Below are 25,344 nucleotides of genomic sequence, written 5' to 3'. Positions count from 1 at the left end.
TCAGCGCGGCGCCAGCGTTTGCAGTGCCGCGTTGGCCAACCGCAGTACGGGGTAGGCGCCGACCTTCTGCACCGTGTACCACGGGCTGCGTTCGTAGAAGAAAGCCAGCCGCGCACGCGGGCTGGCCGCGAACGTCGCATCGTCCCGCAGCTTCCGGTCGAATTCGGTTTTCAGCGCAGGGTCGTCGGCGAGCATCTTCCGGGCGAGCGCTTCCAGCACGCGCGGCTCGCCGTATTCCTTCTGTTCGAAGATGCCGTTGAGGTAGCCCCAGCGCAGCAGGGAATCCGGCGCGCGTGCATCGAGCAGGTTCAGCGCGAGCACGGCATCGGCGTTGTCGGCGCGCACGATGACCGTGCCGGCAGGCAACACCACGCTCTCCCGGGCGGACGCGATGGCCACGTCCTTGAGCATGTGGTGGCCTTCGAACGGCTTGTCCGCCCAGACCGGCCGGGTGAGCGTGTCGCGCGTGGCCTCGACCTTCAACGGCGCTGTCGTGCGCGTGTAGGGAATGCCATGCGCGTCTAGCCGCGCGACGATCTCCGTCCACTGCGGCGGAATGGCCCACGCGGCGGGCAGCGGTGCGGCGACATCGGGCAGCAGATCGTTCCAGCTCTGGATATCGTAGGTCTTCCTGACCGACGGATCGTAGCGGACCCAGGTGTCGCCGGAGATCTCGCTTTTGGTCTGTGTGAAGGCAAAGCCCTTCAGCTGGAACGGCTTGGGCGTCGGGTCCTGCCTGAACGTCACCGGTAGCGAGGCACCCGGCTGTGCGGCGCGTGACGCCGCCCAGGCATCCGCCGCACGCGACGCGGCAAGCAACGCGGACGAATCGTCGTTCACCACCGCCAGCAGGCTGCGCACCACGTCGTACGTAGCGCGCACACGCACCTCGTACGACTTCAGCATGTGGGTCTCGATCAATAGCCCGGCGCGGTTGCGGATGGCCGCATAGCCGGTGGAAAAGCGCGGCCCGGAGCCGAAGTTCTCGATGCCCTTGGTGATATCGCGGCCGTCGCGGAATTCGAGGTAGGGCGAGGCGAGGTGACCGAGTGCCTCATAACGAGGCATCGTCTGGTCGGTGAACGCTCGGGCCTGCCAGGCGGCGATCGACGGCGGCAGCTTGTGCGCATCCTCGGCATACCAGGTGAGGTCGTACTGGTAGTCCGCACCGTCGGTGGTATGGATATCGACCAGCAAGTCGGGGTTCCACGTGTTCCACAGCCCCAGCCATGCACGCGTCTCGGGGGCGTCGGCCTTGACGTAGTCGCGGTTGAGGTTCAGGTACTGCGACTGCCCGCGAAACCCCATTTCCGCCGGGCCGTTCTGATTGATGCGGAAGTAGGGGCCACTGTTTTCGTGGCCGTCCACGCTGTAGACGGGGATGTACACCAGCACTACGTGATCCAGCAGGTGCGGCAGCGTGTGCAGCACCGCGATGTCGCGCAGCAGCATCAGCCCGGCGTCCTTGCCCTCGATCTCGCCGGGATGGATGCCCGCCTGGACGAGCACGACCGGCTTACCGGCGGCCCGGGCGCGCTCGGGCGTAAGGTCGCCATCGGCCGCGGCGATCACCACCGTCATGGGCCGGCCTTCCGGCGTCGTGCCGAAGGTGGCCAGCCTAATCGTCTCAGGCGCCGCATGAGCCAGCCGGCGCAGGAACGCCTGGGTATCCGCATAGGAGGGCGTGGTACGAAACCCAGAGGCCTCCGCCGGTGTGGTCCAGGTGTCTGTCGCGTGGGCCGTCATTGCCAGCAGCGCGACAAGGGCGAGGAGGATTCGGGTGGGCAGGGTCACGGGTGGCCGGGCCTTGGAGGACGGGGAATGGGGCATTGTGTGATTTTTTTCTCCTCGCGGCGAATCATGGGGGAAAGAGGAGCTGGCATGGCAGACGAGGCAAGACGACGCGAGTGCGACATGCTTCTGCATATCCACCGAAAAATCATTTTCAAGGTGGCGGCGGTCTACGCGCGGAGTGAAGAGGATCGGCGCGATCTCGCCCAGGACATCGCGCTGCAGGTGTGGCGTTCGTTTCCCCGTTTCGATACGTCACGATCGTTCTCCACATGGATGTACAGGGTGGCCCTCAACGTCGGGCTCTCCCACGCACGTCGGGTGCGGGAGCACCACCATCCGCTCGATGAAACGGTGATCGACAAGCTTGGCGGCGGTACGCCCATCGAGGAGCCCGATGAGCGACTGACCATGCTATGGGCCGCTATCGAAGCCCTGGCGCCGCTGGAGCGTGCTCTTGCCCTGCTTTATCTCGATGACCTGTCCCATGCAGAAATCGCCATTGTCATGGGCATCAGTGAGTCGAACGTCGGCACGCGCATCGCGCGCCTCAAACAACGGCTGCGTCGGGATCTGACCGGCAACGGCCTCATCAAAGGAGACGATCGTGGAACTCGATGAATTGCGGGCAGGTTGGGCGGAGCTGGATCAGCGCCTGGATCGTGTGGAACGCTCCCGTGATGCTCTCGAGGCCCGTACGGTGATAAGCGGGGTACGTACGGAGTTACGCCCGTTGATCGGGGGGCAGATAGTGCAACTGCTGGTGGGCACCTGGTTGGCTTTGCAAGCAGGCGCTTTCTGGATGGCACATCGACAGACTTCCGGCCTGCTGGTAAGCGGATTGCTGCTTCATCTTTACGGCATTGCCATGATTGCTGCCGCAGCGCGAAGCCTGGTGCTGGCGACGGGACTGGACGAAAGTTTGCCTGTCCTCGACGTGCAAGCGCGGATCGTGGCGCTCAGGGCATGGCGGATTCGAGAAGGGCGCTGGTTCGGCTTGGTGGGCTCGTTCATGTGGGTAGCCATGATCGTCTGTGTGTTCGGCATGCTCGGCGTGGACATTCTTGTCGTGAACCCGGCTTTCGTCGTATGGAACCTGCTGGCTGCGTTCGTCTGCGTGGGTGTCTTCGCTGCCGTCTCCTTTCTGCGCCCGGCGCAGGGCGGCAGCGCCGTGCGACGGGCACAGGCTCGCCTGGATGAAGTAGCCCGTTTTCGTGACATCGACCGCCCCTCAACCGATCCCTAAGCTGGTACTAAGCGCCCGATAGGGATAATTTGCTCCTATCCCGGAGGGCACCGCCTTGCACATCATTCTCGTCGAAGACGATGCCCGACTCGGCGATGCCATCCGTCGCGCCCTGGAACGCCTGACGTACACGGTCAGCTGGTATCGCGACGGCAACGAGGCGCTGGTCGCGCTGCGCGACCACGATGCGGACCTGGTGCTGCTCGACCTGGGCCTGCCCGGCCGCGACGGCATGGAGGTGCTGAGCGAGGCCCGCCGGCTGCGGGTGACCACGCCGGTGATCGTGATGTCCGCACGCGATGCCCTGGATTCGCGTATCCAGGTGCTGGATGCGGGGGCGGACGACTACCTGGTCAAGCCCTTCCACCTCGACGAACTGGCCGCGCGCATCCGTTCGCTGGCACGGCGCGTGCGCGGCGCGGCGGTGAACAAGCTGGAGGCGGGGGCACTCAGCCTCGACCTGGGCAGCTTCGATGTGCACTGGCGCGGCGAGAAAGTGGAACTGACACGGCGTGAATTTTCGTTGTTGCAGGCCCTGATGGAGCGCGCGGGCCGGATCGTCCGTCGCGAATCGCTGGAAACCTCGCTGTACGGTCCCGACAGCGCGATGAGTACCAGCGCGCTCGAGGTGCTGGTGCACTCGCTGCGACGCAAGCTCAGTCCCGGCGCGATCCAGACCGTGCGTGGCTTCGGCTACATGGTGCCGCGGGAACCGATGTGAAGCCGCTGAGCCTGCGTTCCCGTTTGCTCGTCCTCATCGTATTCATGCTGGCGGTGGTGCTGCTGCCGCTGGGCGTGCTCAGCGCGAAACGCACGCTGGAGGAAGTGGACGAGTTGTCGGACGGTCGCCTGGCGCAGGCCGCGCGCACGCTCGAGGTGCTGGTCGGGCGCATCGGTGTGGACCAGTTGCGCACTCAGCGCAACGCTCGCCTGCTGGTGCCCAGTGTGTCCAACCATCCACAGGAACTGACCGTGCAGGGCCGTACCTTCGAATCCGAAGTGGGTTTCCAGGTGCGCGACAGCGATGGTCATCTGTTGCTGGGCACGGAGAATCTGGCCGGGCTGCCCGACACCCACGCCGCCGACGGGGCGTTCGAGGATGTGGTGAACGGTCGTTACGAGTGGCGCGTGTTCACGCTGATCATGGAGCGCGACGGGATCACCATCCGGGCGGGCGAGCGCTACGACAGCCGTCACGAGATCACCCGCGCCCTGTGGATCGAGCACGGCCTGCCGACCCTGCTGGGGTTGCCGCTGCTGGCTATCCTGGTCGGCTGGGCGATCCGTCGCGGCTTGCGTCCCCTGGAAGCCTTGGCCGATGCGCTCTCCCGTCGCGAGGCCGGCAGCCGTGAGCCGATCCATCTGGTCGACGCGCCCACCGAATTGCAGCCGGTGCTCATCGCCTTGAATGAGCAGATCGAGCGGCTGGAAGGGGCGTTGGAGCGCGAACGTCGTTTCAGTGCCGATGTGGCCCACGAGCTGCGCACGCCACTGGCGTCGACCATGATCAACCTGGAGGACGCGATGGCCTCGGCGGAGCCGGACGCGGCGACACGCTCGGCGCTTGAGGCGGCACGCGAATGCCTCGTCTCGCTGGCCCGGCGCACGGAGCAGTTGCTGGACCTGGCGCGCCTGGAGGCCGGTGCCGCCGCCGGGCCGCGCAGCCGGGTGGACCTGGGCGAACTGGCGTTGCAGGTCATCGACGAATTGTCGCCCCTGATCGGCAACGGACAGGTCGAGCTGAGCGTGCGCGAGCTGCCGGACCACCTGTTCGTAGAGGGTTATGGCGTCGCCCTGGGGGCGTTGATGCGCAACCTGCTGGAGAACGCGTTCCGGCATGTGCCGCCGGGCGGACATGTGGAATTGTCGATCGACACGGTCGACGGCGCGGCGCGCATCGTCGTGACGGACGACGGTCCCGGCATTGCGCCGGAGCGTCGCGCGGCCATGTTCACCCGTTTCCAGCGCGGGGCGGATACGCACGGCGAAGGCCATGGGCTGGGCCTGTCGATCGTGCAGCGTGCGGCCCAGCTGCACGGCGCCACCATCGACCTGCTGGACCGCGAGGGCGGTTCGGGGTTGCGGGTCGTGGTGGGGTTGCCGGTGGGGTGATCGACAGGGGGGGGCGTTTTTCGCGCACATCGTGCGCTCCTACGGCCGCGTTGGGATGGCGTGTGGCACGGCGGCAGCGTCGATCAGGGCGTGGCGATGGCGCCGATCAGGTCCTTGCCGTCGCCGCGCACCAGGTGCGGGTATTTCAGGCCGCCGTGGTAGTCGACCTTGATCGTCGCGTAGTCGTCGGTGCTCTTGACCAGGAACTCGATGGGCGTCGATGTGCCCTTGGCGGCCGTTACCGCGTCCTTGAGCACCTGGGGGGAATAATCCTTGCCGTTGACGGCGACCAGTTGCACGCCCGGTACGAGGCCCGCCTTTGCGGCGATACCGTCCCATTGCGCGTCAGTGACGATGCCCTTTTCGTTCACCTGGATGCCGAGCGAATAGGTGAAGTTGGCTGCCTTGCGGATCTTTTCCCCCGTGATGACGAAGGGCGAGGGCTTGTCGTCGTACACCAGTTTCCAGCCGCCGCCTTCGATGCCGTGCTCGGGCAGGGTGTCGCCGGTGTAGTCGAGGCGCTGGCGCAGGAAACCCGCCCAGTCGAACGGCTGGATGCGATTGAGCGTGGCGACGACGTCCTCGAAGGTATAGGTCTTGGGCGTGTAGCTGCCGTTGTCCATGCCGTAGAAGGCCTTGGCGAATTCGTCCAGCGTGTGCTTGCCGCCGGAGAGCGTGCGCATCCTGGTATCGACGTCCAGCCAGAGCAACTGGCCTTCGGGGTAATAGTCGGAGCTACGCCGCAGGTTGTCCCACCCCGGGCTGCTGCCCCGCGACGAGAGCGGAATGCCGTCCGCGGTGTCCTGCAGCGATCGCCACGACCGCCCCGTGCGCGCCGACATGCTGGCGGCGATGCCCGCCAGCGAGTCGCGCCATTGCTCGGTGGTCCAGATGCCCGAGCGCGCGGTGAGTACGCCGGCCCAGTAGTCGGTCAGGCCCTCGTACACCCACAGCAGGTCGTCCTGCATCGGCTCGGCGAAGCTCGGCGTCCACAGGTCGGCCGGCCGACGGAACTTGCCGTTCCAGGAGTGGATGTACTCGTGCGGCAACAGCGTGCCCGCGGCCACGTTGACGTCGGCATCGGTGAGGAAGTTGGCGAACAGGCGGTCGTCGCTGGACTGGTGGTGCTCCAGACCAAAATGGCCGGTGTGGTCGGACGTCACCAGCAGGAAGTCGTAGTGCGCGTAGTGATGCGCGCCGAACAGCTTGTTGGCCTGGACGATCAGGTTGCGCTGCACCTGGATCTGCTTGTCGGTGGCCTTGACTCCCGCGGCGGTGTCGCCGGTGATGTTCAGGTGCACTGGCGTGGGCTGGCCGGGCGCCAGGTCGATGCGATTGAAATACTTGCCGCTCATGACCGGCGAATCCACGAGGTTCTCATAGCTCACGGTCTTGAAATGCACGGTGTTGCCGCTCTGCGAGGCGGTATCCAGCGCCGAGGCGTAGCGCCATCCGGCCGGCAGTGTGACGCTTGGATCCACCTTGATCCGGCTCGCGTAGTAACCGGCGGGATAGAACGACACCTCGTTGAACGACAGCGGCACGTAGTTCGGCGTGGCCGGTGCGAGGTAGACGAACGACAACTCGAGCGTGCTGGCGCCTTCGGGCACGTCGACGTGGAAGGCGTACATTTCCTTCGTGTCGCGGCGCCAGGGGATCTTCTTGCCGTTGGCCGTGATCTGGATGCCGGCGACATTCGACAGGGGACCTGCCGGGCCATGCACCCCCGGGATCCACTCGGGATAGTTGAGCACCATGTGCCCGGGCGTCACCGGAATCGTCTCCCTGACGCGGAAGATGTTCTTCGCGGCGTCGGAGAGGTCCACGTCGAGGGTCAGGTTGCCGGGGTAGGGCGTGTCCGCCGCGACCGGAATATCGGCCGCGCGCGTGGCCGTGGCGGAGAAGGTCGTCGCGGCGAGGATGGCGGCGGCGAGGATGGCACGACGGAGCGGCAGGCGCATGGCGGCAGGGTTCCCCTTGGCGGACGGTAGCGTCCGATAGTCGGCAGCTCGCCCACCCGCGGCGTGTGCCAAAGGTAACGGCGCCCGGTGATCCGGCGCATGTTTTAAACGGGTGGCTTCGCCCCGGCGCGGTCGGCGGCTAGCATGTCGGCTCGCGTATTCCAGGTATCCCGGCCATGAAAGCCAGCACGCTCCGTCGCATCCTCAACGCCTGGCCACCGTTCCTGTTCACCGGCATCCGCGTGGTGACGATGAACGATTACCGCTATGCCCGGGTCCGGCTGAAGCTGGCCTGGTACAACCGCAACTACGTGCGCACGCACTTCGGTGGCAACCTGTTCTCGATGACCGATCCGTTCTGGATGATCATGGTGCTGAAGTCGCTGGGCGACGATTACATCGTATGGGACCAGGCGGGCGAGATCCGCTTCATCGCTCCCGGTCGCGAGGATGTCTTCGCCGAGTTCCGGGTGGACGACGCGCTTCTGGACGAACTGCGCACCGCCGCGGCCAACGGCGAGAAATGCCTGCGCTGGTTCGACACCGATATCCGTACCGCCTCGGGCGAGCGGGTAGCCAGCGTGCGCAAGCAGCTGTATGTCCGCCGCAAGCGCCGCTGAGCAGCCGGAGGCCACTCAGAACACCAGCGAGGCCATCTTCCGGCGATAGGCGCTGACCAGTGCGGCGTCATCAAGGGTGGCGAACGCGGCGAGCAGGCGTTTTTTGGCCTGGCCGTCCTGCCAGTCGCGCTGGCGCTTGAGGATGTCCAGGAACTGGTCCAGTCCTTCGGCGGCGGTGCCCTCGATCAGCAGACGCACGCCGAGCAGGTCGCGGGCCTCCCAGTCGGTATCGTCCGTCTGGACCCGCTCGCGCAACTCGGCCATGGACGGTGCCCCGTCCAGCGCGCTGGCCAGTTCCAGTTGCTTGGCGAGGCGAACGGCGCGGGCATCGGTGGCCAGGTTGGCCGGAAGGGCGTCCAGCTCGGCCTGGGCCGGCTTCACCTGCCCGGCGCGCATGAGAGCCAGGGCGAGGTCGAGCTTGAGCTCGGCGCGGTCCGGCTCCGCGGCGATGTCCTGCTGCAGGCGGTTGATCGCGTCGGCGGCGGTCTCCGGCGCAGCAACCTCGGCCGGCTCCTCGACCGCGGCTTCGGCGGGCGCCACACCGTGCTTGGTCAGGAACTCGCGGATCTGGCCTTCCGGCAAGGCCCCGGCGAAGCCATCCACCACCTGGCCCCCGCTGATCAGGATGACCGTGGGAATGCTGCGTACGCCGAACATCGCGGCCAGCTCCTGCTCGGCGTCCACGTCGATCTTGGCGAGGCGGAAGGCGCCGTTGTATTCGCCGGCCAGCTTCTCGAGGATCGGGCCCAGCGACTTGCACGGGCCGCACCATTCGGCCCAGAGGTCGACGAGCACCGGTGTTTCGAGCGAGGCCTGGATGACGTCGGTCTCGAAGCCGGCGGTGGTCGCGTCGAAGACGTGTTCACTGCGGGTCGGGGCGTTGTTCACGGAGGACTCCTGGGACGTTGGTCGATGGCCCCTTACGTCGGGGAAGGGCGGGAGCATATCAAGGTGCCCCATGCATTTAGCCCGGGCACCGCTTTTAGGCCGGCGCCTAGGTTTTTCATCATGCGCCGTCTACGCGGATTTGCGATCATGGGCGCCGAGGGCCAGCCGGCCCGGAGCCGCCGGGTTGGCATGCGTAAAGGTCAGGACCTGATTATCTGCGAGCACTGCGACTCCGTTTACCGGAGACGCAGCCTTGCGCGCGGGGAGGTATCCGATTGCGTCGTCTGCGGCGCGGTGCTGGAGCGCCACCAGTGGCTCGGTGTGGACAGCCAGTTCGCCCTGATCGTCGCCGCGCTCATCGTCTTCGTCATCGCCAACGTATCGCCCATCGTCACCCTGGGCCTGTCGGGCATGACGGCCGCCACCACGCTATGGGGCGCGGTGATCGCCATGTGGCAGGATGGCGCCCAGATAGTGGCCGTACTGACCGCCCTGACACTGTTCTTCTTCCCGCTGGCGCAGATCCTCATCTTCGGCTGGGTGCTGCTGTTCGCCCGTAAGGGGCAGCGTGCACCAGGCTTTGCCTGGGCCATGTCCGCGCTGGTCCGCGTGAAGCCCTGGAGCATGATCGAAGTATTCATGCTCGGCACCCTGGTCGCCGTGGTCAAGGCGCATACCTATTTCGATGTGGTGCCCGGCGCAGGCATCTGGGCCTTCGGCTTCCTCACCCTGCTGGTCACCGTGTTTTCGGCGCACGACCCGCGCAACCTGTGGGACCTGACCGGGGGTGCCAAGGCATGAGTACGCCGCCCCGCGCCGTGGACATGGGCATCATGTCCTGCCATGTCTGCCAACTGGTCACCGCGTACACGGACGATCCCCACGCGCATTGCCCGCGTTGCGGCAACCCGCTCCACGGGCGCAAGCACGGCAGCATCTCGCGCGCCTGGGCGCTGCTGCTGGCCGCGGCGATGTTCTACATCCCGGCCAACATCTTCCCGATCATGCGCACCGAGAGCCTGTCCTCCAAGGACGACAACACCATCCTCAGCGGCATCGTCGAGTTGTGGCAGGCCGGCTCCCCCGGCCTGGCCGCCATCGTCTTCACGGCGAGCATCGTCGTGCCCATGCTCAAGTTCATCATCATGGGCTACCTGCTGGTGTCCGTGCAGCGGTCCAGCGACCTGGGCCCGCGCCAGCGCTCCAAGCTGTACCGTTTCGTGGAACTGATCGGCTACTGGTCGATGCTCGACGTGTTCGTCGTGGCGATCCTGTCCGCGTTGGTGCATTTCAAGATACTGAGCCGCGTCGAGCCCCTGCCTGGCGTGGTGTATTTCGGCATCGTCGTCGTGCTGACGATGCTGGCGGCCATGAGTTTCGATCCCAGGTTGATCTGGGACAAAAGGAAATCGCAATGAGCGACACCCACGACGGAAAAACGCCGGCCCCTGACGAGTTGCCGCAGCCGGAGGTGCGCAAGTCCAAGCTCGGCTTTTCGCTCATCTGGCTGGTGCCGATCGTGGCGGCGCTGGTCGGCATCTCGCTGATGGTCAGCCATGCGCTGTCGGCCGGTCCGCAGATCTCGGTCACCTTCCTCACCGCCGAAGGCATCGAGGCAGGCAAGACCCAGGTCAAGTACAAGAACGTGGTGATCGGCAAGGTCACCACCATGCGGTTGTCCAAGGACCGCACGCACATCTCCGTGGTAATCGACCTGGAGAAGGACGCCCGCGCGTTCGCGACCAAGGGCACGCGCTACTGGGTGGTGCGGCCGCGCATCGGCGCCAGCGGCGTGTCCGGCATCGATACGCTGCTGTCCGGTGCCTTCATCGGCGCGGACGCGGGCGATTCCGAAGACGAAAAATCCGACTTCACGGGGCTGGAAACACCGCCGGCGGTCACCCATGGCGCCCCGGGGCGACGCTTCGTGCTGCACTCCAGCGACCTGGGTTCCCTGGATATCGGCTCGCCCGTCTACTACCGCCGCATCCAGGTGGGCCGCATCGTTTCCTACGAGCTGGACAAGGACGGCAAGGGCGTGTCGTTGCAGCTGTTCATCGACGGCCCCAACGACCGCTTCGTCACCAGGGACGCCCGCTTCTGGAATGCCAGCGGCGTGGACGTATCGCTGGGCGCGGACGGCCTGAAACTCAACACGCAGTCCATCGCCACGGTGATCGCCGGTGGCGTGGCCTTCCAGTCCGCCCCTGGTCCGCACGACGAAACCCCGGCCTCGGAAATGGCCGATTTCACGCTGTTCAACGACCAGCAGACCGCCTTGGCGCCGCCCGATGGCAAGCCGCACTACATCCGCATGCGTTTCGAACACTCGCTGCGTGGCCTGGCCCCGGACGCGCCCGTGGAATTCCTCGGCGTGAAGGTCGGCCGGGTGGTGTCGGTCAATCTCGACTACGACCCGGTCAGCAAGACCTTCCCCGTGATCGTCGGCGCCGTGGTCTATCCGCAGCGCCTCGGCAAGGCGGACGAGAAACTCCGCGCGGCCGTCGGCGGCAACGAGGAAGAGCAGCTGCCGCGTATCCTGCATGGCATGGTCGACCACGGCCTGCGCGCGCAGGCACGCACCGGCAACCTGCTGACCGGTCAGCTCTACGTTGCGATCGACTTCGACAAGAAGGCACCGAAGGTGACCTTCAACGAGAAGGCGTCCCCGCTGGAAGTGCCCACCACGGCGGGCGACTTCGATCACCTGCAGGAGCAGATTTCCAGCATCGTCGACAAGGTCGAGAAGATTCCCTTCGATTCCATCGGCAGGAACCTGGACGGCAGCCTGCAGGAACTGCATGGCACGCTCAAGCAGGTCAACACCGAACTCCTGCCGGAAGCGAAGAAGACGTTGCAAGGCGTCAACAAGACGGTGGGCACGGCCAACGATGCGCTGTCCGCGGATTCGCCGCTGCAGCAGAACATCACGGTGACACTGGAGGAACTGCAGCGCACGGTGCGTTCGGTGCGCGCCTTCACCGACTACCTCGGCCGCCACCCCGAGTCGCTGCTGCGTGGTCGCGGTGCCGACGCGCCGCCCAAGGTCATCACCCCGCCGCCGTCTCCGCAGGCCAAGGAAGCAAAGCCATGATCCAGACACTTCGCCTCGCGGCCGCCGTTACGTTGCTGGGCACGCTTGCCGCGTGCTCCTCGGCGCCCACCCATTTCCACACGCTGATCCCGCCCTCGGCGGGTCTGCCACCCGCCGCCGCGCCGTTCCTGATCGACGTCCAGGCCGTCGGCGTGCCGCCGCAGGTCGACCAGCCCGCGTTGGTGTTGCGCCAGGGCGCCAGCGGTATCGCGGTACTGGACGGCGAACGCTGGGCTTCGCCGCTCGGCGACGAGATCCGCGGCGCACTGGCCGCGGACCTTTCCACGCGCCTGGGCACGCACGATGTGCACGGCCTGCCGCGCGGCAAGGACGCCAAGGTGGTGTACGTGCAGTTCGACGTGCGTCGCTTCGACTCCGAAGTGGGCGGAAACGCCACCCTCGAAGCCAGCTGGTCCGTGCGTAGCGGCGACACCGCCAGCACGTGCGCCTCGCGGGTAAGCGAGCCGGCGGGAAGCAGCTACGACAGCCTGGTCGATGCGCATCAGCGCGCGCTGGGCCAGGCCGCCGATCAGGTTGCCGCGGCGGTTCGCGCGGTGGCGGGCGGGCAGGCGGCTACCTGCCGTTAAGCGGGGTGTTCGTGTAGGAGCGCACGATGTGCCTGTAGGAGCGCACGATGTGCGCGAAAAGCCAACGAAGCGGTGAAGCGGTAAGCGGTAAAGCCGAACTCCTCGAGCAAGAGCCGGCGGGTAGCCCCCTCGGTGCCACGCCTGCGGCGACCCGCTAAGGAAGGGCCGCTGGCGCGGCCGTATTTCTATTGCCCTACGGGCCCGGGTCGGGCTTCGCCCGGGGATTTTTGATTCGCCATCCATGGCTCAGCAAAAATGGCCGGCCGTCCTGGCCGGCCCCGCTACGCGGCCTTGTCCGTTCGAATCCCTCGCCTGCGGCTACCGGCACCGAGGGGGCTACCCGCCGGCTCTTCCCCAAACTGAGGTGGGGTGTTGGGCGAGCGGCGCGTGGTGATGGGCGGGCAGGGGTCGGGGTACGGCGTCAGCGCTTTGTTGGCTGTTCGCGCACATCGTGCGCTCCTACACCAGGGTAGGCAGGGTGTGGAACGCGTGATCCGCCGGCGGGGGTAGGAGCGCACGATGTGCGCGAACCCTCAACACACCTAAGGCGACCGATGCCGTGCGCAACAGGCAAGCGAGCGTTCCCAGCTACGCAGCGAAACCTGGCTCTTGGCTTTTCCCACACGCAACCTCAGTCGTCGAAAGAGCCGGCGGGTGCCACCCTCGTGGCCGGTAGCCGCAGGCGAGGGGTTCGAACGGACAAGGCCCGAAGGGGGCCGGCCAGGACGGCCGGCCATTTTTGCTGAGCCATGGATGGCGAATCAAAAATCCCCGTTCGAAGCCCGACCCGCCCCGAAGGGGAATAGATAAACGGCCGCGGAGCGGCCCTTCCTTGACGGGTCGCCGCAGGCGTGGCCACGAGGGTGGCACCCGCCGGCTCTTGCTCCAAGTCGCAACAGCTCCTGCTCCAAGCTCCAAGGCCCAGCTTTTGCCTTCAAACCCCCCATTAAGCTAGTCTCCCGCGATTGAGCGCCGCGCTTTTCCCGCGCGGCCACCCGAGCAACTACCGGTAGCGAACACCATGCAGGACACCCCCGACCAGGGCGCGCGGGAGCAGGGCGGTTACGCCCCGGCCGCCGTCGAAAGCAGCGCGCAGCGCTTCTGGAACGACACCCGTGCCTTCGAGGTCACCGAAGACTCGGACAAGCCCAAGTACTACTGCCTGTCGATGCTGCCGTACCCGTCGGGTGCCCTGCACATGGGCCATGTCCGCAACTACACCATCGGCGACGTCATCAGTCGCTTCCAGCGCCAGCAGGGCCGCAACGTGTTGCAGCCGATGGGCTGGGATGCCTTCGGCCTGCCCGCCGAGAACGCCGCGATCAAGAACAACACCGCGCCGGCGAAGTGGACCTACAAGAACATCGAGCACATGCGCGAGCAGTTCAAGCGCATGGGCTTCGCGTACGACTGGACCCGCGAGGTCACCACCTGCCGTCCCGAGTACTACCGCTGGGAACAGCAGATGTTCACCCGGCTGATGAAGAAGGGCCTGGTGTACCGCAAGAACAGCGTCGTCAACTGGGACCCGGTCGACCAGACGGTGCTGGCCAACGAGCAGGTGATCGACGGCAAGGGCTGGCGCTCCGGCGCCACCGTGGAAAAACGCGAGATCCCGCAGTGGTTCCTCAAGATCACCGCCTATGCGCAGGAGCTGCTGGACGGCCTGGACACGCTGCCGGGCTGGCCCGACGCGGTCAAGACGATGCAGCGCAACTGGCTGGGCCGTTCCGAAGGCCTGGAGATCACCTTCGACGTGGACGGCCAGGCCGAGCCGCTGACGGTGTTCACCACGCGGCCGGACACCCTGATGGGCGTGTCGTACGTGGCGGTGGCGGCCGAGCATCCCATCGCCACGCGTGCCGCGGCGGACAACCCCGGCCTGGCCGACTTCATCGCCAGCTGCCGGTCCGGCGGTGTGTCCGAGGCGGAGCTGGAGACGCAGGAGAAGCGCGGGTATTACACGGGTACCGATGCCGTGCATCCCCTCACGGGTGAAAAGGTGCCGGTGTGGGTCGCCAACTTCGTGCTGATGGGCTACGGCACCGGCGCGGTGATGGCCGTGCCGGGTCACGACGAGCGCGACTGGGAGTTCGCCCAGAAGTATTCCCTGCCCATCCACATGGTGGTGGTCGATCGCGGCGTGGTGGATGCCGTGGCCGAACTGAAGCGCGACCTGGCGGCCGACGGCACCGACACCGTGCAGAACGCGCTGGACGGCGGCTCGTCGGATGCGTACCAGGTGTCCGCCGCGGTGGAGACGATCAAGACGTTCGAGACCAACATCCAGACGGTCGGCGCGTACACGGAGCACGGCACGCTCATCAACTCCGGTGAATTCGATGGGCTGGATTTCGCGGCGGCGTTCGACGCCATCGCGGCGAAGCTGGCCGCGACCGGCCGTGGCGAGCGCCGGGTCAACTGGCGCATCCGCGACTGGGGCGTCAGCCGCCAGCGTTACTGGGGCTGCCCGATTCCGGTGATTTACTGCCCGAGTTGCGGTGCGGTGCCGGTGCCGGAAGACCAGCTTCCCGTGGTGCTGCCCGAGGATGTCGCGTTCTCCGGCGTGCAGTCGCCGATCAAGGCCGACCCGACCTGGCGGCAGACCACCTGCCCGACCTGCGGCGGCCCGGCCGAGCGGGAGACGGACACCTTCGATACGTTCATGGAGTCCAGCTGGTACTACGCGCGCTACACGAGCCCCGGCGCCGAGGCGCAGGTGGACGAGCGCGCCGATTACTGGACGCCGGTGGACCAGTACATCGGTGGCGTCGAGCACGCCATCCTGCACCTGCTGTACTTCCGCTTCTATCACAAGCTGATGCGCGACGAGGGCCTGGTGCACAGCGACGAGCCGGCCACCAACCTGCTGTGCCAGGGCATGGTCATCGCCGAAACCTATTTCCGCAAGGAAGACGAAGGTCACCTGACCTGGTTCAATCCGGCGGACGTGGACGTGCAGCGCGACGAGCGCGCGCGCATCACCGGCGCCGTGCTGCGCAGCGACGGGCTGCCGGTGGAGATCGGCGGCGTGGAGAAGATGGCCAAGTCCAAGAGCAACGGCGTAGACCCGCAGTCCATGGTGGACAAGTACGGCGCGGACACGGTGCGGCTGTTCTCCATGTTCGCCGCACCACCGGACCAGTCGCTGGAATGGAACGAGGCGGGCGTGGAGGGCATGGCCCGCTTCCTGCGGCGCCTGTGGCGTGACGTCACGGCCCATGTCGAGTCCGCCGCGGTGGCCCAGGGCGATGGCGCGGCGGCCGAGGCCTCGCGCAGGACGTTGCGCCGCCAGCTGCACGAGACGATCCAGAAGGTCACCGACGATATCGGTCGCCGCCAGTCCTTCAACACGGCCATCGCTGCGCTGATGGAGCTGCTCAACGCGCTAGGCCGGTTCGACGATGCCAGCGCCGCCGGCTCGGTGTTGCGCCAGGAGGCCTTCACCGCCATCGTCCAGCTGATCAACCCGTTCACGCCGCATCTGTCCCATGCGCTATGGCAGGTGCTGGGCCAGGGCGAGACGCTGGTGGAGGATGCCGGCTGGCCGGCGGTCGATCCCGCGGCGCTGGTTCGCGACTCGCTGACCTACGCAGTGCAGGTGAACGGCAAACTTCGCGCTACCATCGAGGTGCCGGCCGCGGCATCGAAGGAAGATGCCGAGGCCATGGCCCGGGCCGAGCCCGCCGTGGCCCGGTTGCTGGAAGGGCAGACCGTGCGCAAGGTGATCGTCGTGCCCGGCAAGATCGTCAACATCGTCGCAGGATAACCATGAGCCCGACCCCGCTCCGTTCGCTCCGTGTCGCCGCCCTCGTTGCCGTCGTGGGGCTGGTCAGCGCCTGTGGCTTCCATCTGCGCCAGTCCGCGGCGCTGCCGCCGGGCATGCAGAAGATCCACCTGACCGTCGCCGGGGGTGGCCGCCTCGAGCGTGAGCTGTCGCGCGCGCTGACCAACGCCGATGTGACGGTGGTAGACCACGCTTCCGTGGATGCCGCCGAACTGGCGATCACCTCGAACAACTTCCGTACGGATTCGCTGACCGTCAGCGGCACCGCGCGCGTCACCGAATACGCCGTGCGCTATCACGTCGATTTCAACGCGAAGGCCGGCGACGGCAGCCTCATCATCGCGCCGCAGAGCGTCGATATGTCGCGCGAGTTCAGCTACGACGCCCAGAACACGATCGGCACCGCCAGCCAGACCGAAGAGCTGCAGCGCAGCCTGGTCGGCGACATGGTACAGGCCATCCTGTTCCGCCTCGAAGCAGCGACGGTGCACCCGGCCGCGGCGGCTGCGGCGGCCGCCGCAGCCACGCCGTCCGCGCCCGCGCCCGCCTCGTCGACCGCGCACTGAGCGGATAACGCCGTGCCGTTCAGTCCGGGCCAGTGGCAGAAGCACCTCGCGGGCGACCGCATGGCGCCGGTGTACCTGCTGGCCGGCGAGGAACTGCTGGTGCTGGAAGCCGCCGATGCCGTACGGGCCATGGCCCGGCGGCTCGGTTTCAGCGAGCGCGAGGTGCTTGAAGCGGACAGCCGTTTCGACTGGGACGACCTGGCGCGATCCTCGGCCGGCCTGTCGCTGTTCGCCACGCAGCGCCTGCTCGACCTGCGCCTGGCGGGCGGGCGTGCCGGCAAGGACGGCAGCGCGGCAATCACCGAGTTCGTCGGCAACCCGCCGCCGGATACCACGCTGCTGATCACCGCCACCGAGTGGAGCACCAAGCACGAGGCGGTCTGGACCAAGGCGGTGGATCGCGGCGGTATCCAGGTGGTCTTCAATGCGCCGCGCCCGCACGAATGGACGCAGTGGGTCGGCCAGCGTCTGGCGTCCCGCGGGGTCAAGGCCAGTCCCGATGCCGTGGCGATGCTGGCCGAGCGGGTCGAGGGCAACCTGCTGGCGGCCGCCCAGGAAATCGACAAGCTGGTGGTCCTCGCGGGCGACCAGCGGCTGGACGCCGCGACGCTGGAAAGCCTGGTGGCCGACAGCGCCCGCTTCGACGCCTTCAAGCTGACCGACGCCGCGTTCGCGGGCGAGGGCGGCCGTGCCCTGCGCATACTGGCCGGGTTGCATGCCGAGGGCGACGAGCTGATCGCCCTGATGGGCTGGCTGGTCAACCAGCTGCAGCTGGCACTGCGTCTGGCCAACGCGCGCGATTTCGCGGCGCAGGCGAAGGTGGAGCGGCTATGGCCCGCGCGCGAACAACTCTTCCGCAAGGCCCTGCGCCGCGCGCCGCGCGAGCACTGGATGGCCTGCCTGGCCCGGGCCGCCCGCATCGACCGCATGGCCAAGGGCCGCGAGCAGGGCAATCCGTGGCTGGAGGCCGAACGGCTGATAGCCGCCATCGCCGAGCCCCGCGCGGCGGCTGCCTTCGCGTGAGCGACATGCGTCCGCTAGCCATCCTCGGCGGCACCTTCGACCCGATCCACCACGGCCACCTGCGTGCCGCGTGGGAAGCCGCCGAAGCCCTCGACGCCGAGGTCCGGCTGGTGCCCGCGCGTACGCCGCCGCACCGGCCGCCGCCGGTGGCCGATGCGGCCGGCCGGGTCGCCCTGCTGCGCGCCGCGCTGGCCGGGCAGGACCGGCTCCGGATCGACACCCGCGAACTGGACCGGGACGGCCCCTCGTACAGCATCGACACGCTGGCGTCGCTGCGTGCCGAGATCGGCCCCGTGCGTCCGCTGGTGCTGCTGGTGGGGGCCGACGCCTTTGCCGGGCTGGCCTCCTGGCAGCGCTGGCGCGACCTGTTCACGCTGGCCCATGTGGGCGTGCTGAACCGCCCTGGGGTCAGCCACGCCCCCTCTTCGGAACTGGCCGACTTCATCGCCGGGCGCCGCGGGACCCACCCGCAGGGGCCGGCCGGCGGCGTGCTGGACATCGCCATCACGCCGCTGGACATCGCCGCCACGGCCATCCGCGAGGCCTTTGCCGCCGGCCACGAGCCACGTTTCCTGATGCCCGCGACCTGCTTCGATCCTCCGGAACTGCTGGCGCCGTACCGTGCGCTGGCGGACGCCGCGTCCCCGCCCCGGGCCGCCCGCTGAAAGCTGCCGAGGCATTTGACGCGTCCCCGGGCGGGCGGGGGTATACTTCGCCCAACGCCGGCATTCCGCCGTACGAGGTTTTCGTATCTTGAGTTCGTCCGCATCCCGCAAGGCCAAGCCCGCCATCAGCAACGAGCACCTCCGCCAGCGCGTGGTCGCGGCCCTCGAAGACCTCAAGGCCAAGGACGTCCGCGAAATCGACGTTCGCGGCAAGACCTCCATCGCCGATATCCTCTTCATCGCGTCGGGCACCTCCGCCCGGCACGTCAAGTCCATTGCCGACGAAGTCATCAAGTTCGCCAAGGAAGCGGGCGTGATGCCGCTAGGCGTCGAAGGCCAGACCGAAGCCGAATGGGTGCTGGTCGACCTGGGCGACATCATCGTCCACGTCATGATGCCGCGCATCCGCGAGTTCTACGGCCTGGAACGCCTGTGGACGGTCGGCGACGACGGCTTCGAAGCCGCCCACGCCTGATCCGCCCATGCGGGCGCGCCTCATCGCCGTCGGCGAGCGCATGCCGGCCTGGGTGGCGGAAGGTTTTGCCGAATACCGCAAGCGGCTGTCCCACGAGCTGCCCCTTGAACTGATCGAGATCAAGCCCGGCACGCGCGGCAAGGGCCGCGACGACGTGCGCGCGACCCTCGACGAAGGCGCCGCCATCCTCGCCGCCTTGCCGCGCGACATCCACGTCGTGGCGCTGGACGGGCGCGGCAAGGCGTGGTCCAGCGAAGACCTGGGCCAGCAACTGGAACAATGGCGCATGGGCGGGCGCGATCTCGCCTTCCTGATCGGCGGCCCCGACGGCCATGCGCCGGACGTGCTGGCGCGCGCGGACCAACGCTGGTCGCTCGGCCCGCTCACGCTGCCGCACATGCTGGTGCGCCTCGTGCTCGCGGAGCAGCTCTACCGCGCCACCACGCTGGTGGCCGGGCATCCCTACCATCGCGCCTGAAGGAACCGCCGTGCTCTACCTGGCCTCGCAATCGCCGCGCCGTCGCGAACTCCTCGGCCAGATCGGCGAGGCGCACCGCACCCTCGACGTGGATGTCGAGGAGATCCGCACCGCCGGCGAATCGCCCGACGATTACGTCTCGCGCGTGGCGCGGGACAAGGCGCATGCCGGGTTTGCGCTGGTCGCGGCCGAACCGGGCGCGCGCGTGCTCGGCGCCGATACCGAAGTGGTGCAGGGCGATGAGGTGTTCGGCAAGCCGCGGGATGCCGTCGACGCGGTGGCCATGCTGAGGCGTCTTTCGGGAAACGAGCACCGCGTGATCTCCGCCGTATGGCTCGTGGAGGCAGGCGAGCAACGCAGGGTGGTGTCGGTATCGACCGTGCGCTTCGCGTCGCTCTCCGATCACGACATAGCGTCCTACATCGATACCGGCGAATGCTTCGGCAAGGCCGGCGCGTATGCGATCCAGGGCCGCGCCGCGGCCTTCGTCGCGCACCTTTCCGGTAGTTACACCGGCGTGATGGGACTGCCCCTGTTCGAAACCTCCCGGCTTCTTCGCGGTCCGTGACAGTCGCGGGACGCGCGGGATATAAAGCGGGATGACTCATGGAAAAGGGCACGCAGTGAGCGAGGAAATCCTGATTAATGTCACGCCGCGTGAGACGCGCGTGGCCGTCGTCGAGAACGGCATGTTGCAGGAAGTCCACGTTGAGCGTGCCAGCCGGCGCGGTTACGTGGGCAACGTGTACAAGGGCCGCGTGCAACGCGTCATGCCGGGCATGCAGGCCGTGTTCGTCGAGATCGGTCTCGACCGCGCAGCGTTCCTGCATGCGTCGGACATCGTTCGCCCGGCGCTTCCGCCCACCGATGCGCCCGACGGTAAATCCGGCGGCCACGGCCCTGTCCCGCCCATCAGCGAACTGGTCCACGAGGGCCAGGAAATCGTCGTGCAGGTGGTCAAGGACCCGATCGGCAGCAAGGGCGCGCGGCTGTCCACGCACCTGTCCATCCCGTCGCGTTACCTCGTGCTGCTGCCGCACTCGCGCACCCTGGGGGTGTCCGTGCGCATCGAGGAGGAAAGCGAGCGCCAGCGCCTGAAGGACATCATCCTGCCGCTGATCGGCGAGAACCATCTCGGCTACATCGTGCGCACCAACGCCGAGGGCCAGTCCGAGGAATCCCTGGCCTTCGACGTCACCTACCTGAGCAAGGTGTGGCGGGTGGTGCAGGAAAACATCCAGAAGGCCCGCGTGGGCGAGCGGGTCTACGAGGAACTGTCACTGCCGCTGCGGTCGCTACGCGATTCGCTCAACGACGGCATCGAGAAGGTGCGCGTCGATTCACGCGAGACCTACGAGAAAACGGTCAAATTCGTGGCGAAGTTCATGCCGGTGCTGTCCGACCGCATCGAGCACTACGCGGGCGAGCGGCCGATCTTCGATCTCTACGGCGTGGAGGACGAGATCCAGCGCGCCCTGCGCAAGGAGGTGCCGCTGAAATCCGGCGGCTACCTGATCGTCGACCAGACCGAAGCCATGACCACGATCGATGTGAACACCGGTGGCTACCTCGGCAGCCGCAACCTCGAGGAAACCGTGTACCGCACCAACCTCGAGGCGGCACAGGCCGCGTCGCGCCAGCTGCGCCTGCGCAACCTCGGCGGCATCATCATCATCGACTTCATCGACATGATCGACGACGAGCACAAGCGGCAGGTGTTGCGCATGCTCGAGAAGGGCCTGCTGAAGGACCACGCGAAAACCACGGTCTATCCGATGTCCGCGCTGGGCCTGGTGGAAATGACGCGCAAGCGCACCACCGAAAGCCTTGAGCGCCAGTTGTGCGAGCCGTGCCCGTCGTGCAGCGGTCGCGGCACGCTGAAAACCGCCGAGACGGTGATCTACGAAATCTTCCGCGAAATCACCCGTGCCGTGCGCCAGTTCAACGCGCAGAAGCTGCTGGTGATGGCCAGCCCCAAGGTGGTCGGCCGCATCCTCGAGGAAGAATCCACGGCGGTGGCCGAGCTGGAAGAATTCATCGCCAAGAGCATCCGCTTCCAGGCGGAAGAACATTATTCGCAGGAACAGTTCGATGTCGTTCTCCTCTAAGCCCGGCGCGCGTCGCCGGCACGTCGGCCGGTGAGTTCCGGCTGGCGCCATCGCCTGAGACGCCTGCGGTTCTTCCTCATCGGTCTGGTCGCGAGCGTGCTCATCGCGCTCGCGTTGCTCATGGCGCTGGGGCAGTTGCTGCTGCCGCTGGCCGCCCGTTACCCCGATCGCGTGGCGTCGTTGCTGAGCGACGCCCTGCACCGGCCCGTGCGTTTCGCCTCGCTGGAAGGATTCTGGCAGCCGTCGGGGCCGTTGTTCGTGATGCGCGACGTCACGGTGGTGCCCACCGAGGGCGGTCAGCCCGTGCACCTGCCGCAGGCGGCGGTGAAGCTGGACTTCGGTGCGCTGGTGCTGCCCTCGCGACACCTGCTCAACCTCCGCCTGAGCGACCTTCGCCTGGGCCTGCGCCGCGCACCCGACGGCCGCTGGAGCATCGACGGGCTTCCCGGCGACGGCGGCCGGCGCACGGTGTCGCTCGGCAACCTGGCGGCCGATCTGTGGGTGACCAACCTGCGCCTGGATATCGACGACGAGACCACCCAGCGGCACTACGGCCTGGTGGTGGATCGGCTGCGCGCCAGCCTGCAGGACAACGCGATACGCCTGGGCGGCAACCTCCGCCGCGAAAACGTCCCCACGGTGCTTACCGCGGCGGGCCGCTTCGCGCTGGACGGTTCCAGCGGCCGTGTATACGTGCACGGCGCCGATGTCGATTTCGCCGCGCTCACCGGCGATTTCACGGCCGGCGGCTATGCACTGGCCTCCGGCAAGGGCGCGTTCGAAACCTGGCTGGACTGGAGCGATGCCCGCGTGGTGCGGATGACCTCGCGGCTGGATCTCGACGGCCTGGGCGTGCGCGGTCCGGAGCGCACCGTGAAAACGGCCGGCCTGCACGGGATCGCCCGTCTCCGGCGCACCGCCGAGGGCCAGCGGATCGATTGGGCCGCCCGCGACGGCGGCGATATCGCCCTGCTGCTGCGCGCGACGGGCGACACCACCGACGGCACGCTGGTGGGACGCCAGGTCGACCTGGCGCCCTTGTTGCCCTGGGCCGGCCTGCTTCCGCGGATGTCGCCGGCCCTGTCGCGCTGGCTCACCGAAGGCCACCCGCGTGGCCGTTTCGACGACCTGCGTGCCGACTGGAATTCCGCCACCGGCGTGGCGTTCGTGCGCGCGGGCTTCTCCGGCCTTGGCATCGACGCGAGCGGCACGCTGCCGGGCCTGTCGTCGCTCAAGGGCGAGGTGCTGGGCGATGCGGAGGCGCTGTCGCTCAGCCTGCCCACGCAGGCGACGACGATCGATGCGACGGGAATGTTCCGCAAGCCGTTCGTGCTGTCGTCGCTGAGTGGCGACATCGTCGTCTACCCGCAGGACGGCGACTGGCACATCGGCATCGATCCGCTCGATGTGCGCGGCGAGGACTTCACCGGCCAGGTACGTGGCGAATACGTTCTGCCCGCGGCCGATACGGGGCCGTTCCTGGACATGTACGTGGCGATGGGCGAGGGCGACATCTCGGCGGCCAAGCTGTTCTGGCCGATCCATGGCATGTCCGAGGGCTCGCAGAACTGGCTGAACCGCGCGATCGTCTCGGGTCACATCGAAAGCGGCGCAGCGCTGGTGCGCGGCAACCTGCGCGATTTTCCCTTCCGTAACCATGAAGGCCGTTTCGAAGGCCGCGCCGTCGTCGACGACACCGTGCTCGATTACGGCACGGGCTGGCCGCGCGCGGAAGGCATCGCCGCCGTCGCCAGCTTCGTCGACAACAGCATGTCGATCGAGGCCACCGAGGGCCATTCGCTCGGCAATGCAGTCAGCTCCGCGTCCGCGACCATCGACGATTTCGCCGAGGGCGTGTTGAACCTCACGTTGAGCGGTGCGGGCACCGGTGCCAGCTACCTGGACCTGGTCAAGAACAGCCCGGTCGGCGCGGGCAGTCGCGACACGCTGGACAAGATCAAACTGGGCGGCACTGGCGAGTTCGGCTTCAGCCTTATGCTGCCGTTGAAGGATACGAAGAGTTTCACGCTGGACGGCACGGCCACGCTGAAGGACGCCGACCTGGTGGCCGACGACTGGAAGCTGCGCCTGGACGGCATCACCGGGCCGATGCGTTTCGACGGCAAGGGGTTCACCGCCAAGGGCCTGACCACCCGGTTCCAGGGGCAACCGGCCAGCCTCGACCTGGCCATTGCCGGGGGTACGGGCGATCCGGCGAAGATCGTCACGGCATCGGTCACGGGTGCGTTCACGCTGGAAGAGATGCTGCGGCCGTACGACACCCTCAAGTGGCTGGCCGACATCGGCAAGGGGCGCGGCACGTTCCGCATCGGTTTCGACCTGAGCCGCACGGGGCAGGGCGACGCGACGGCGCAGGCGCTCACCGTGGATTCGGACCTGCGCGGCGTCGAGCTGTTGCTGCCGACGCCGGTGAAGAAGCCGGCCGCCGCGGCGCAGCCGCTGTCGGTGCGCGTGGGCCTGCCGGTCGATGGCGCCCGCCTGGACCTGGCGCTGGGCGACGTGGTCCGCGGCCGCCTGCGGCTGCCCACCAATACGGTGCCTCTCGCCGCCGCCTTCAACCTGGGCAGCGTCGTGCCCGCCGCGCTGCCCGCGCAGGGTTACCTCATCGGCGGTCATGCCGCCAGGCTGGACGTCTCGGGCTGGGTCCAATACGTGGTCGGCCTGTCCACGGGGGGCAGCAGCGGGCCGGGCCTGAGCGCGCTCGACCTCGTGGCGGACGATGCGGAGGTGTTCGGCCAGCATTTCTCCGGCCTGCACATCATGGCCAACCCCGGCCCGCAGGCGCTTTCGCTGAAGGTGGACGGGGAAGGCCTGGCGGGCGAACTCACCGTGCCCAACGACGAGATGCGCCGCCGCGGCATCACCGCGCGCATGGACCGGATATGGTGGCCCTCGGCAGACGACGCCGCGGACGCGGCGAAGAAGGGCAAGACCGCGGCGGGCGCCGCGACGACGGTAGCCTCCACCGCCGCAAAGGCGCAGGACGCGAAAGACGCGTCCGCTGCCGGCGGCAAACCCGCCAACACGAACGAGGCGGGCGTGGCGCCGGCCAGCCTGCCGCCGATGCACCTGCAGGTCAGCGACATGCGGCTGGGCAAGGCGAAGCTGGGCGAGGCGCGGCTGGAAACCTGGCCGACCGACGACGGCATGCACATCGACCAGTTGCGTGCGCAGTCCAAGAACGTGCAGATCACCGCGTCGGGCGACTGGACCGGCGACGAGACGCGTAGCCGCACCCACCTCGCCATGGATTTCGCCTCGGAAGACGTGGCGCGCATGTTCGACGCACTCGGATTTGCCGGCATCCTGCAGGGCGGCCGCACCTCGGCACGCCTCGACGCCACCTGGCCCGGTGGCCCGTCGGCCCTGGCGCTGGCGAACATGGACGGCACGCTGAAGGTGGACGTCGCCAAGGGCCGCATCCTCGAGGTGCAGCCCGGCGTCGGCCGCCTGTTCGGCCTGGTCTCGGTGACCGACCTGCCGCGTCGCATGGCGCTGGACTTCGGCGACGTGCTCGGCAAGGGCTTCGCCTTCGACTCTATTACCGGCGATTTCCGTTTCGCCGATGGCAACGCCAGCACAGACAACCTCGCCATCCGCGGCCCTGCCGCCGATATCACCATCACCGGCCGTGCCGGCCTCAAGGCCCGCGACTACGACCAGGAAGTGCTCGTGGTACCGCACCTCGGCAACAGCCTGCCCGTGGTCGGCGCCCTGGCCGGTGGCCCGGTCGGCGCCGCCGCCGGGCTGGCGGTGCAGGGCCTGCTCGGCCGCGGCCTCAACCAGGCCGCGCGCAAGCGTTACCACGTCACCGGCAGCTGGGACAAACCCGTGTTCACCCCCATCGAAAAGGGCGAAACCCCCTGACCCACGCAACCAGCCTCCGTAGGAGCGCACGATGTGCGCGATACAGGGTTGCGTG

21 protein-coding genes are annotated in these 25,344 nt (G+C 67.6%); 18 read left to right on the top strand and 3 right to left on the bottom strand.

Annotated elements, in window-relative coordinates; translation table 11 throughout:
* Positions 1-1,830 carry a M14 family metallopeptidase gene (locus AB8808_RS16190; protein WP_369930636.1) on the bottom strand — a complete coding sequence of 610 codons (1,830 nt, stop codon included), beginning with the start codon at positions 1,828-1,830 and terminating at the stop codon, positions 1-3.
* Positions 1,831-1,881: 51 nt separating this feature from the next.
* Between AB8808_RS16190 and AB8808_RS16185 the strand changes: the two genes are divergently transcribed.
* Genes AB8808_RS16185 through AB8808_RS16170 form a run of 4 tightly spaced genes read left to right on the top strand, consistent with a single transcriptional unit; the run spans position 1,882 to position 5,149 of the window.
* Positions 1,882-2,412, top strand: coding sequence for an RNA polymerase sigma factor (locus tag AB8808_RS16185; RefSeq protein WP_369930635.1), 531 nt, complete (start codon positions 1,882-1,884; stop codon positions 2,410-2,412).
* Positions 2,399-3,037, top strand: a complete 639-nt coding sequence (locus tag AB8808_RS16180) for a hypothetical protein (RefSeq protein ID WP_369930634.1) — start codon at positions 2,399-2,401, stop codon at positions 3,035-3,037. Before AB8808_RS16185 ends, AB8808_RS16180 begins: the two co-directional genes overlap by 14 nt.
* A 55-nt stretch (positions 3,038-3,092) precedes the next feature.
* The gene (locus AB8808_RS16175; protein WP_369930633.1) at positions 3,093-3,758 is read left to right on the top strand and encodes a response regulator; all 666 of its coding nucleotides are present in this window, start codon (positions 3,093-3,095) and stop codon (positions 3,756-3,758) included.
* Positions 3,755-5,149, top strand: coding sequence for a sensor histidine kinase (locus tag AB8808_RS16170; protein ID WP_369930632.1), 1,395 nt, complete (start codon positions 3,755-3,757; stop codon positions 5,147-5,149). Before AB8808_RS16175 ends, AB8808_RS16170 begins: the two co-directional genes overlap by 4 nt.
* A gap of 83 nt (positions 5,150-5,232) precedes the next feature.
* Here AB8808_RS16170 and AB8808_RS16165 read toward each other — a convergent pair whose 3' ends face one another.
* Positions 5,233-7,110 (bottom strand): M61 family metallopeptidase, encoded by a 1,878-nt coding sequence (locus tag AB8808_RS16165; protein ID WP_369930631.1) that lies wholly within the window; start codon positions 7,108-7,110, stop codon positions 5,233-5,235.
* Positions 7,111-7,286: 176 nt separating this feature from the next.
* On the opposite strand from AB8808_RS16165, the gene AB8808_RS16160 reads away from it, so the two are divergent.
* Complete coding sequence (locus tag AB8808_RS16160) at positions 7,287-7,730, top strand: DUF4442 domain-containing protein (protein WP_369930630.1); 444 nt, start codon at positions 7,287-7,289, stop codon at positions 7,728-7,730.
* A 15-nt stretch (positions 7,731-7,745) separates the two neighbouring features.
* On the opposite strand, the gene trxA is transcribed toward AB8808_RS16160, so the two are convergent.
* Positions 7,746-8,618, bottom strand: coding sequence for a thioredoxin (trxA, locus tag AB8808_RS16155; protein WP_369930629.1), 873 nt, complete (start codon positions 8,616-8,618; stop codon positions 7,746-7,748).
* Positions 8,619-8,738: 120 nt separating this feature from the next.
* On the opposite strand from trxA, the gene AB8808_RS16150 reads away from it, so the two are divergent.
* From AB8808_RS16150 to AB8808_RS16090, 13 genes are all read left to right on the top strand, one after another.
* Positions 8,739-9,419: a paraquat-inducible protein A gene (locus tag AB8808_RS16150; RefSeq protein ID WP_369930628.1), complete on the top strand. Its 681-nt coding sequence runs from the start codon at positions 8,739-8,741 to the stop codon at positions 9,417-9,419.
* Positions 9,416-10,036, top strand: coding sequence for a paraquat-inducible protein A (locus tag AB8808_RS16145; RefSeq protein ID WP_285406106.1), 621 nt, complete (start codon positions 9,416-9,418; stop codon positions 10,034-10,036). The genes AB8808_RS16150 and AB8808_RS16145 overlap by 4 nt, the downstream gene beginning before the upstream one ends.
* Positions 10,033-11,712 (top strand): PqiB family protein, encoded by a 1,680-nt coding sequence (locus AB8808_RS16140; protein ID WP_369930627.1) that lies wholly within the window; start codon positions 10,033-10,035, stop codon positions 11,710-11,712. The genes AB8808_RS16145 and AB8808_RS16140 overlap by 4 nt, the downstream gene beginning before the upstream one ends.
* On the top strand, positions 11,709-12,299 hold the full coding sequence (locus AB8808_RS16135; protein WP_369930626.1) for a PqiC family protein: 591 nt from the start codon (positions 11,709-11,711) through the stop codon (positions 12,297-12,299). The genes AB8808_RS16140 and AB8808_RS16135 overlap by 4 nt, the downstream gene beginning before the upstream one ends.
* A gap of 1,021 nt (positions 12,300-13,320) precedes the next feature.
* A complete protein-coding gene (gene leuS, locus AB8808_RS16130; protein ID WP_369930625.1) occupies positions 13,321-16,068 on the top strand; it encodes a leucine--tRNA ligase in 2,748 nt (915 codons plus the stop codon).
* 2 nt (positions 16,069-16,070) lie between these two features.
* Entirely contained in the window at positions 16,071-16,652 is a 582-nt protein-coding gene (locus AB8808_RS16125) for an LPS-assembly lipoprotein LptE (RefSeq protein WP_036140265.1), read from the top strand.
* A gap of 60 nt (positions 16,653-16,712) precedes the next feature.
* Positions 16,713-17,675 carry a DNA polymerase III subunit delta gene (gene holA / locus AB8808_RS16120; RefSeq protein ID WP_369931279.1) on the top strand — a complete coding sequence of 321 codons (963 nt, stop codon included), beginning with the start codon at positions 16,713-16,715 and terminating at the stop codon, positions 17,673-17,675.
* Positions 17,676-17,680: 5 nt separating this feature from the next.
* Positions 17,681-18,340 (top strand): nicotinate-nucleotide adenylyltransferase, encoded by a 660-nt coding sequence (gene nadD, locus AB8808_RS16115; protein WP_369930624.1) that lies wholly within the window; start codon positions 17,681-17,683, stop codon positions 18,338-18,340.
* Between the two features lie 88 nt (positions 18,341-18,428).
* On the top strand, positions 18,429-18,815 hold the full coding sequence (rsfS, locus tag AB8808_RS16110) for a ribosome silencing factor (RefSeq protein WP_081916412.1): 387 nt from the start codon (positions 18,429-18,431) through the stop codon (positions 18,813-18,815).
* 7 nt (positions 18,816-18,822) lie between these two features.
* Positions 18,823-19,293, top strand: a complete 471-nt coding sequence (gene rlmH, locus AB8808_RS16105) for a 23S rRNA (pseudouridine(1915)-N(3))-methyltransferase RlmH (protein WP_036140272.1) — start codon at positions 18,823-18,825, stop codon at positions 19,291-19,293.
* A gap of 10 nt (positions 19,294-19,303) precedes the next feature.
* Positions 19,304-19,861, top strand: coding sequence for a Maf family protein (locus tag AB8808_RS16100; RefSeq protein ID WP_369930623.1), 558 nt, complete (start codon positions 19,304-19,306; stop codon positions 19,859-19,861).
* Positions 19,862-19,916: 55 nt separating this feature from the next.
* Positions 19,917-21,401, top strand: coding sequence for a ribonuclease G (rng, locus tag AB8808_RS16095; protein WP_036140276.1), 1,485 nt, complete (start codon positions 19,917-19,919; stop codon positions 21,399-21,401).
* Between the two features lie 30 nt (positions 21,402-21,431).
* Positions 21,432-25,289 (top strand): YhdP family protein, encoded by a 3,858-nt coding sequence (locus AB8808_RS16090; protein ID WP_369930622.1) that lies wholly within the window; start codon positions 21,432-21,434, stop codon positions 25,287-25,289.
* The last annotated feature ends 55 nt before the right edge of the window (positions 25,290-25,344 follow it).

The organism is Xanthomonas sp. NCPPB 2632 (genome assembly GCF_041228075.2).
Classification (GTDB): domain Bacteria; phylum Pseudomonadota; class Gammaproteobacteria; order Xanthomonadales; family Rhodanobacteraceae; genus Luteibacter.
The sequence above is the reverse complement of the archived record's forward strand: the minus strand, read 5'-3'. Positions and strand labels throughout refer to the sequence as shown.

Excerpts from the sequence above, each read along its gene's own strand:
- AB8808_RS16190 (WP_369930636.1), bottom strand. The coding sequence starts at position 1,830 with ATGCCCCATTCCCCGTCCTCCAAGGCCCGGCCACCCGTGACCCTGCCC.
- AB8808_RS16185 (WP_369930635.1), top strand. The coding sequence starts at position 1,882 with ATGGCAGACGAGGCAAGACGACGCGAGTGCGACATGCTTCTGCATATC.
- AB8808_RS16165 (WP_369930631.1), bottom strand. The coding sequence starts at position 7,110 with ATGCGCCTGCCGCTCCGTCGTGCCATCCTCGCCGCCGCCATCCTCGCC.
- AB8808_RS16160 (WP_369930630.1), top strand. The coding sequence starts at position 7,287 with ATGAAAGCCAGCACGCTCCGTCGCATCCTCAACGCCTGGCCACCGTTC.
- AB8808_RS16150 (WP_369930628.1), top strand. The coding sequence starts at position 8,739 with ATGCGCCGTCTACGCGGATTTGCGATCATGGGCGCCGAGGGCCAGCCG.
- AB8808_RS16145 (WP_285406106.1), top strand. The coding sequence starts at position 9,416 with ATGAGTACGCCGCCCCGCGCCGTGGACATGGGCATCATGTCCTGCCAT.
- AB8808_RS16140 (WP_369930627.1), top strand. The coding sequence starts at position 10,033 with ATGAGCGACACCCACGACGGAAAAACGCCGGCCCCTGACGAGTTGCCG.
- AB8808_RS16135 (WP_369930626.1), top strand. The coding sequence starts at position 11,709 with ATGATCCAGACACTTCGCCTCGCGGCCGCCGTTACGTTGCTGGGCACG.
- leuS (WP_369930625.1), top strand. The coding sequence starts at position 13,321 with ATGCAGGACACCCCCGACCAGGGCGCGCGGGAGCAGGGCGGTTACGCC.
- AB8808_RS16125 (WP_036140265.1), top strand. The coding sequence starts at position 16,071 with ATGAGCCCGACCCCGCTCCGTTCGCTCCGTGTCGCCGCCCTCGTTGCC.
- holA (WP_369931279.1), top strand. The coding sequence starts at position 16,713 with ATGGCGCCGGTGTACCTGCTGGCCGGCGAGGAACTGCTGGTGCTGGAA.
- nadD (WP_369930624.1), top strand. The coding sequence starts at position 17,681 with ATGCGTCCGCTAGCCATCCTCGGCGGCACCTTCGACCCGATCCACCAC.
- rlmH (WP_036140272.1), top strand. The coding sequence starts at position 18,823 with ATGCGGGCGCGCCTCATCGCCGTCGGCGAGCGCATGCCGGCCTGGGTG.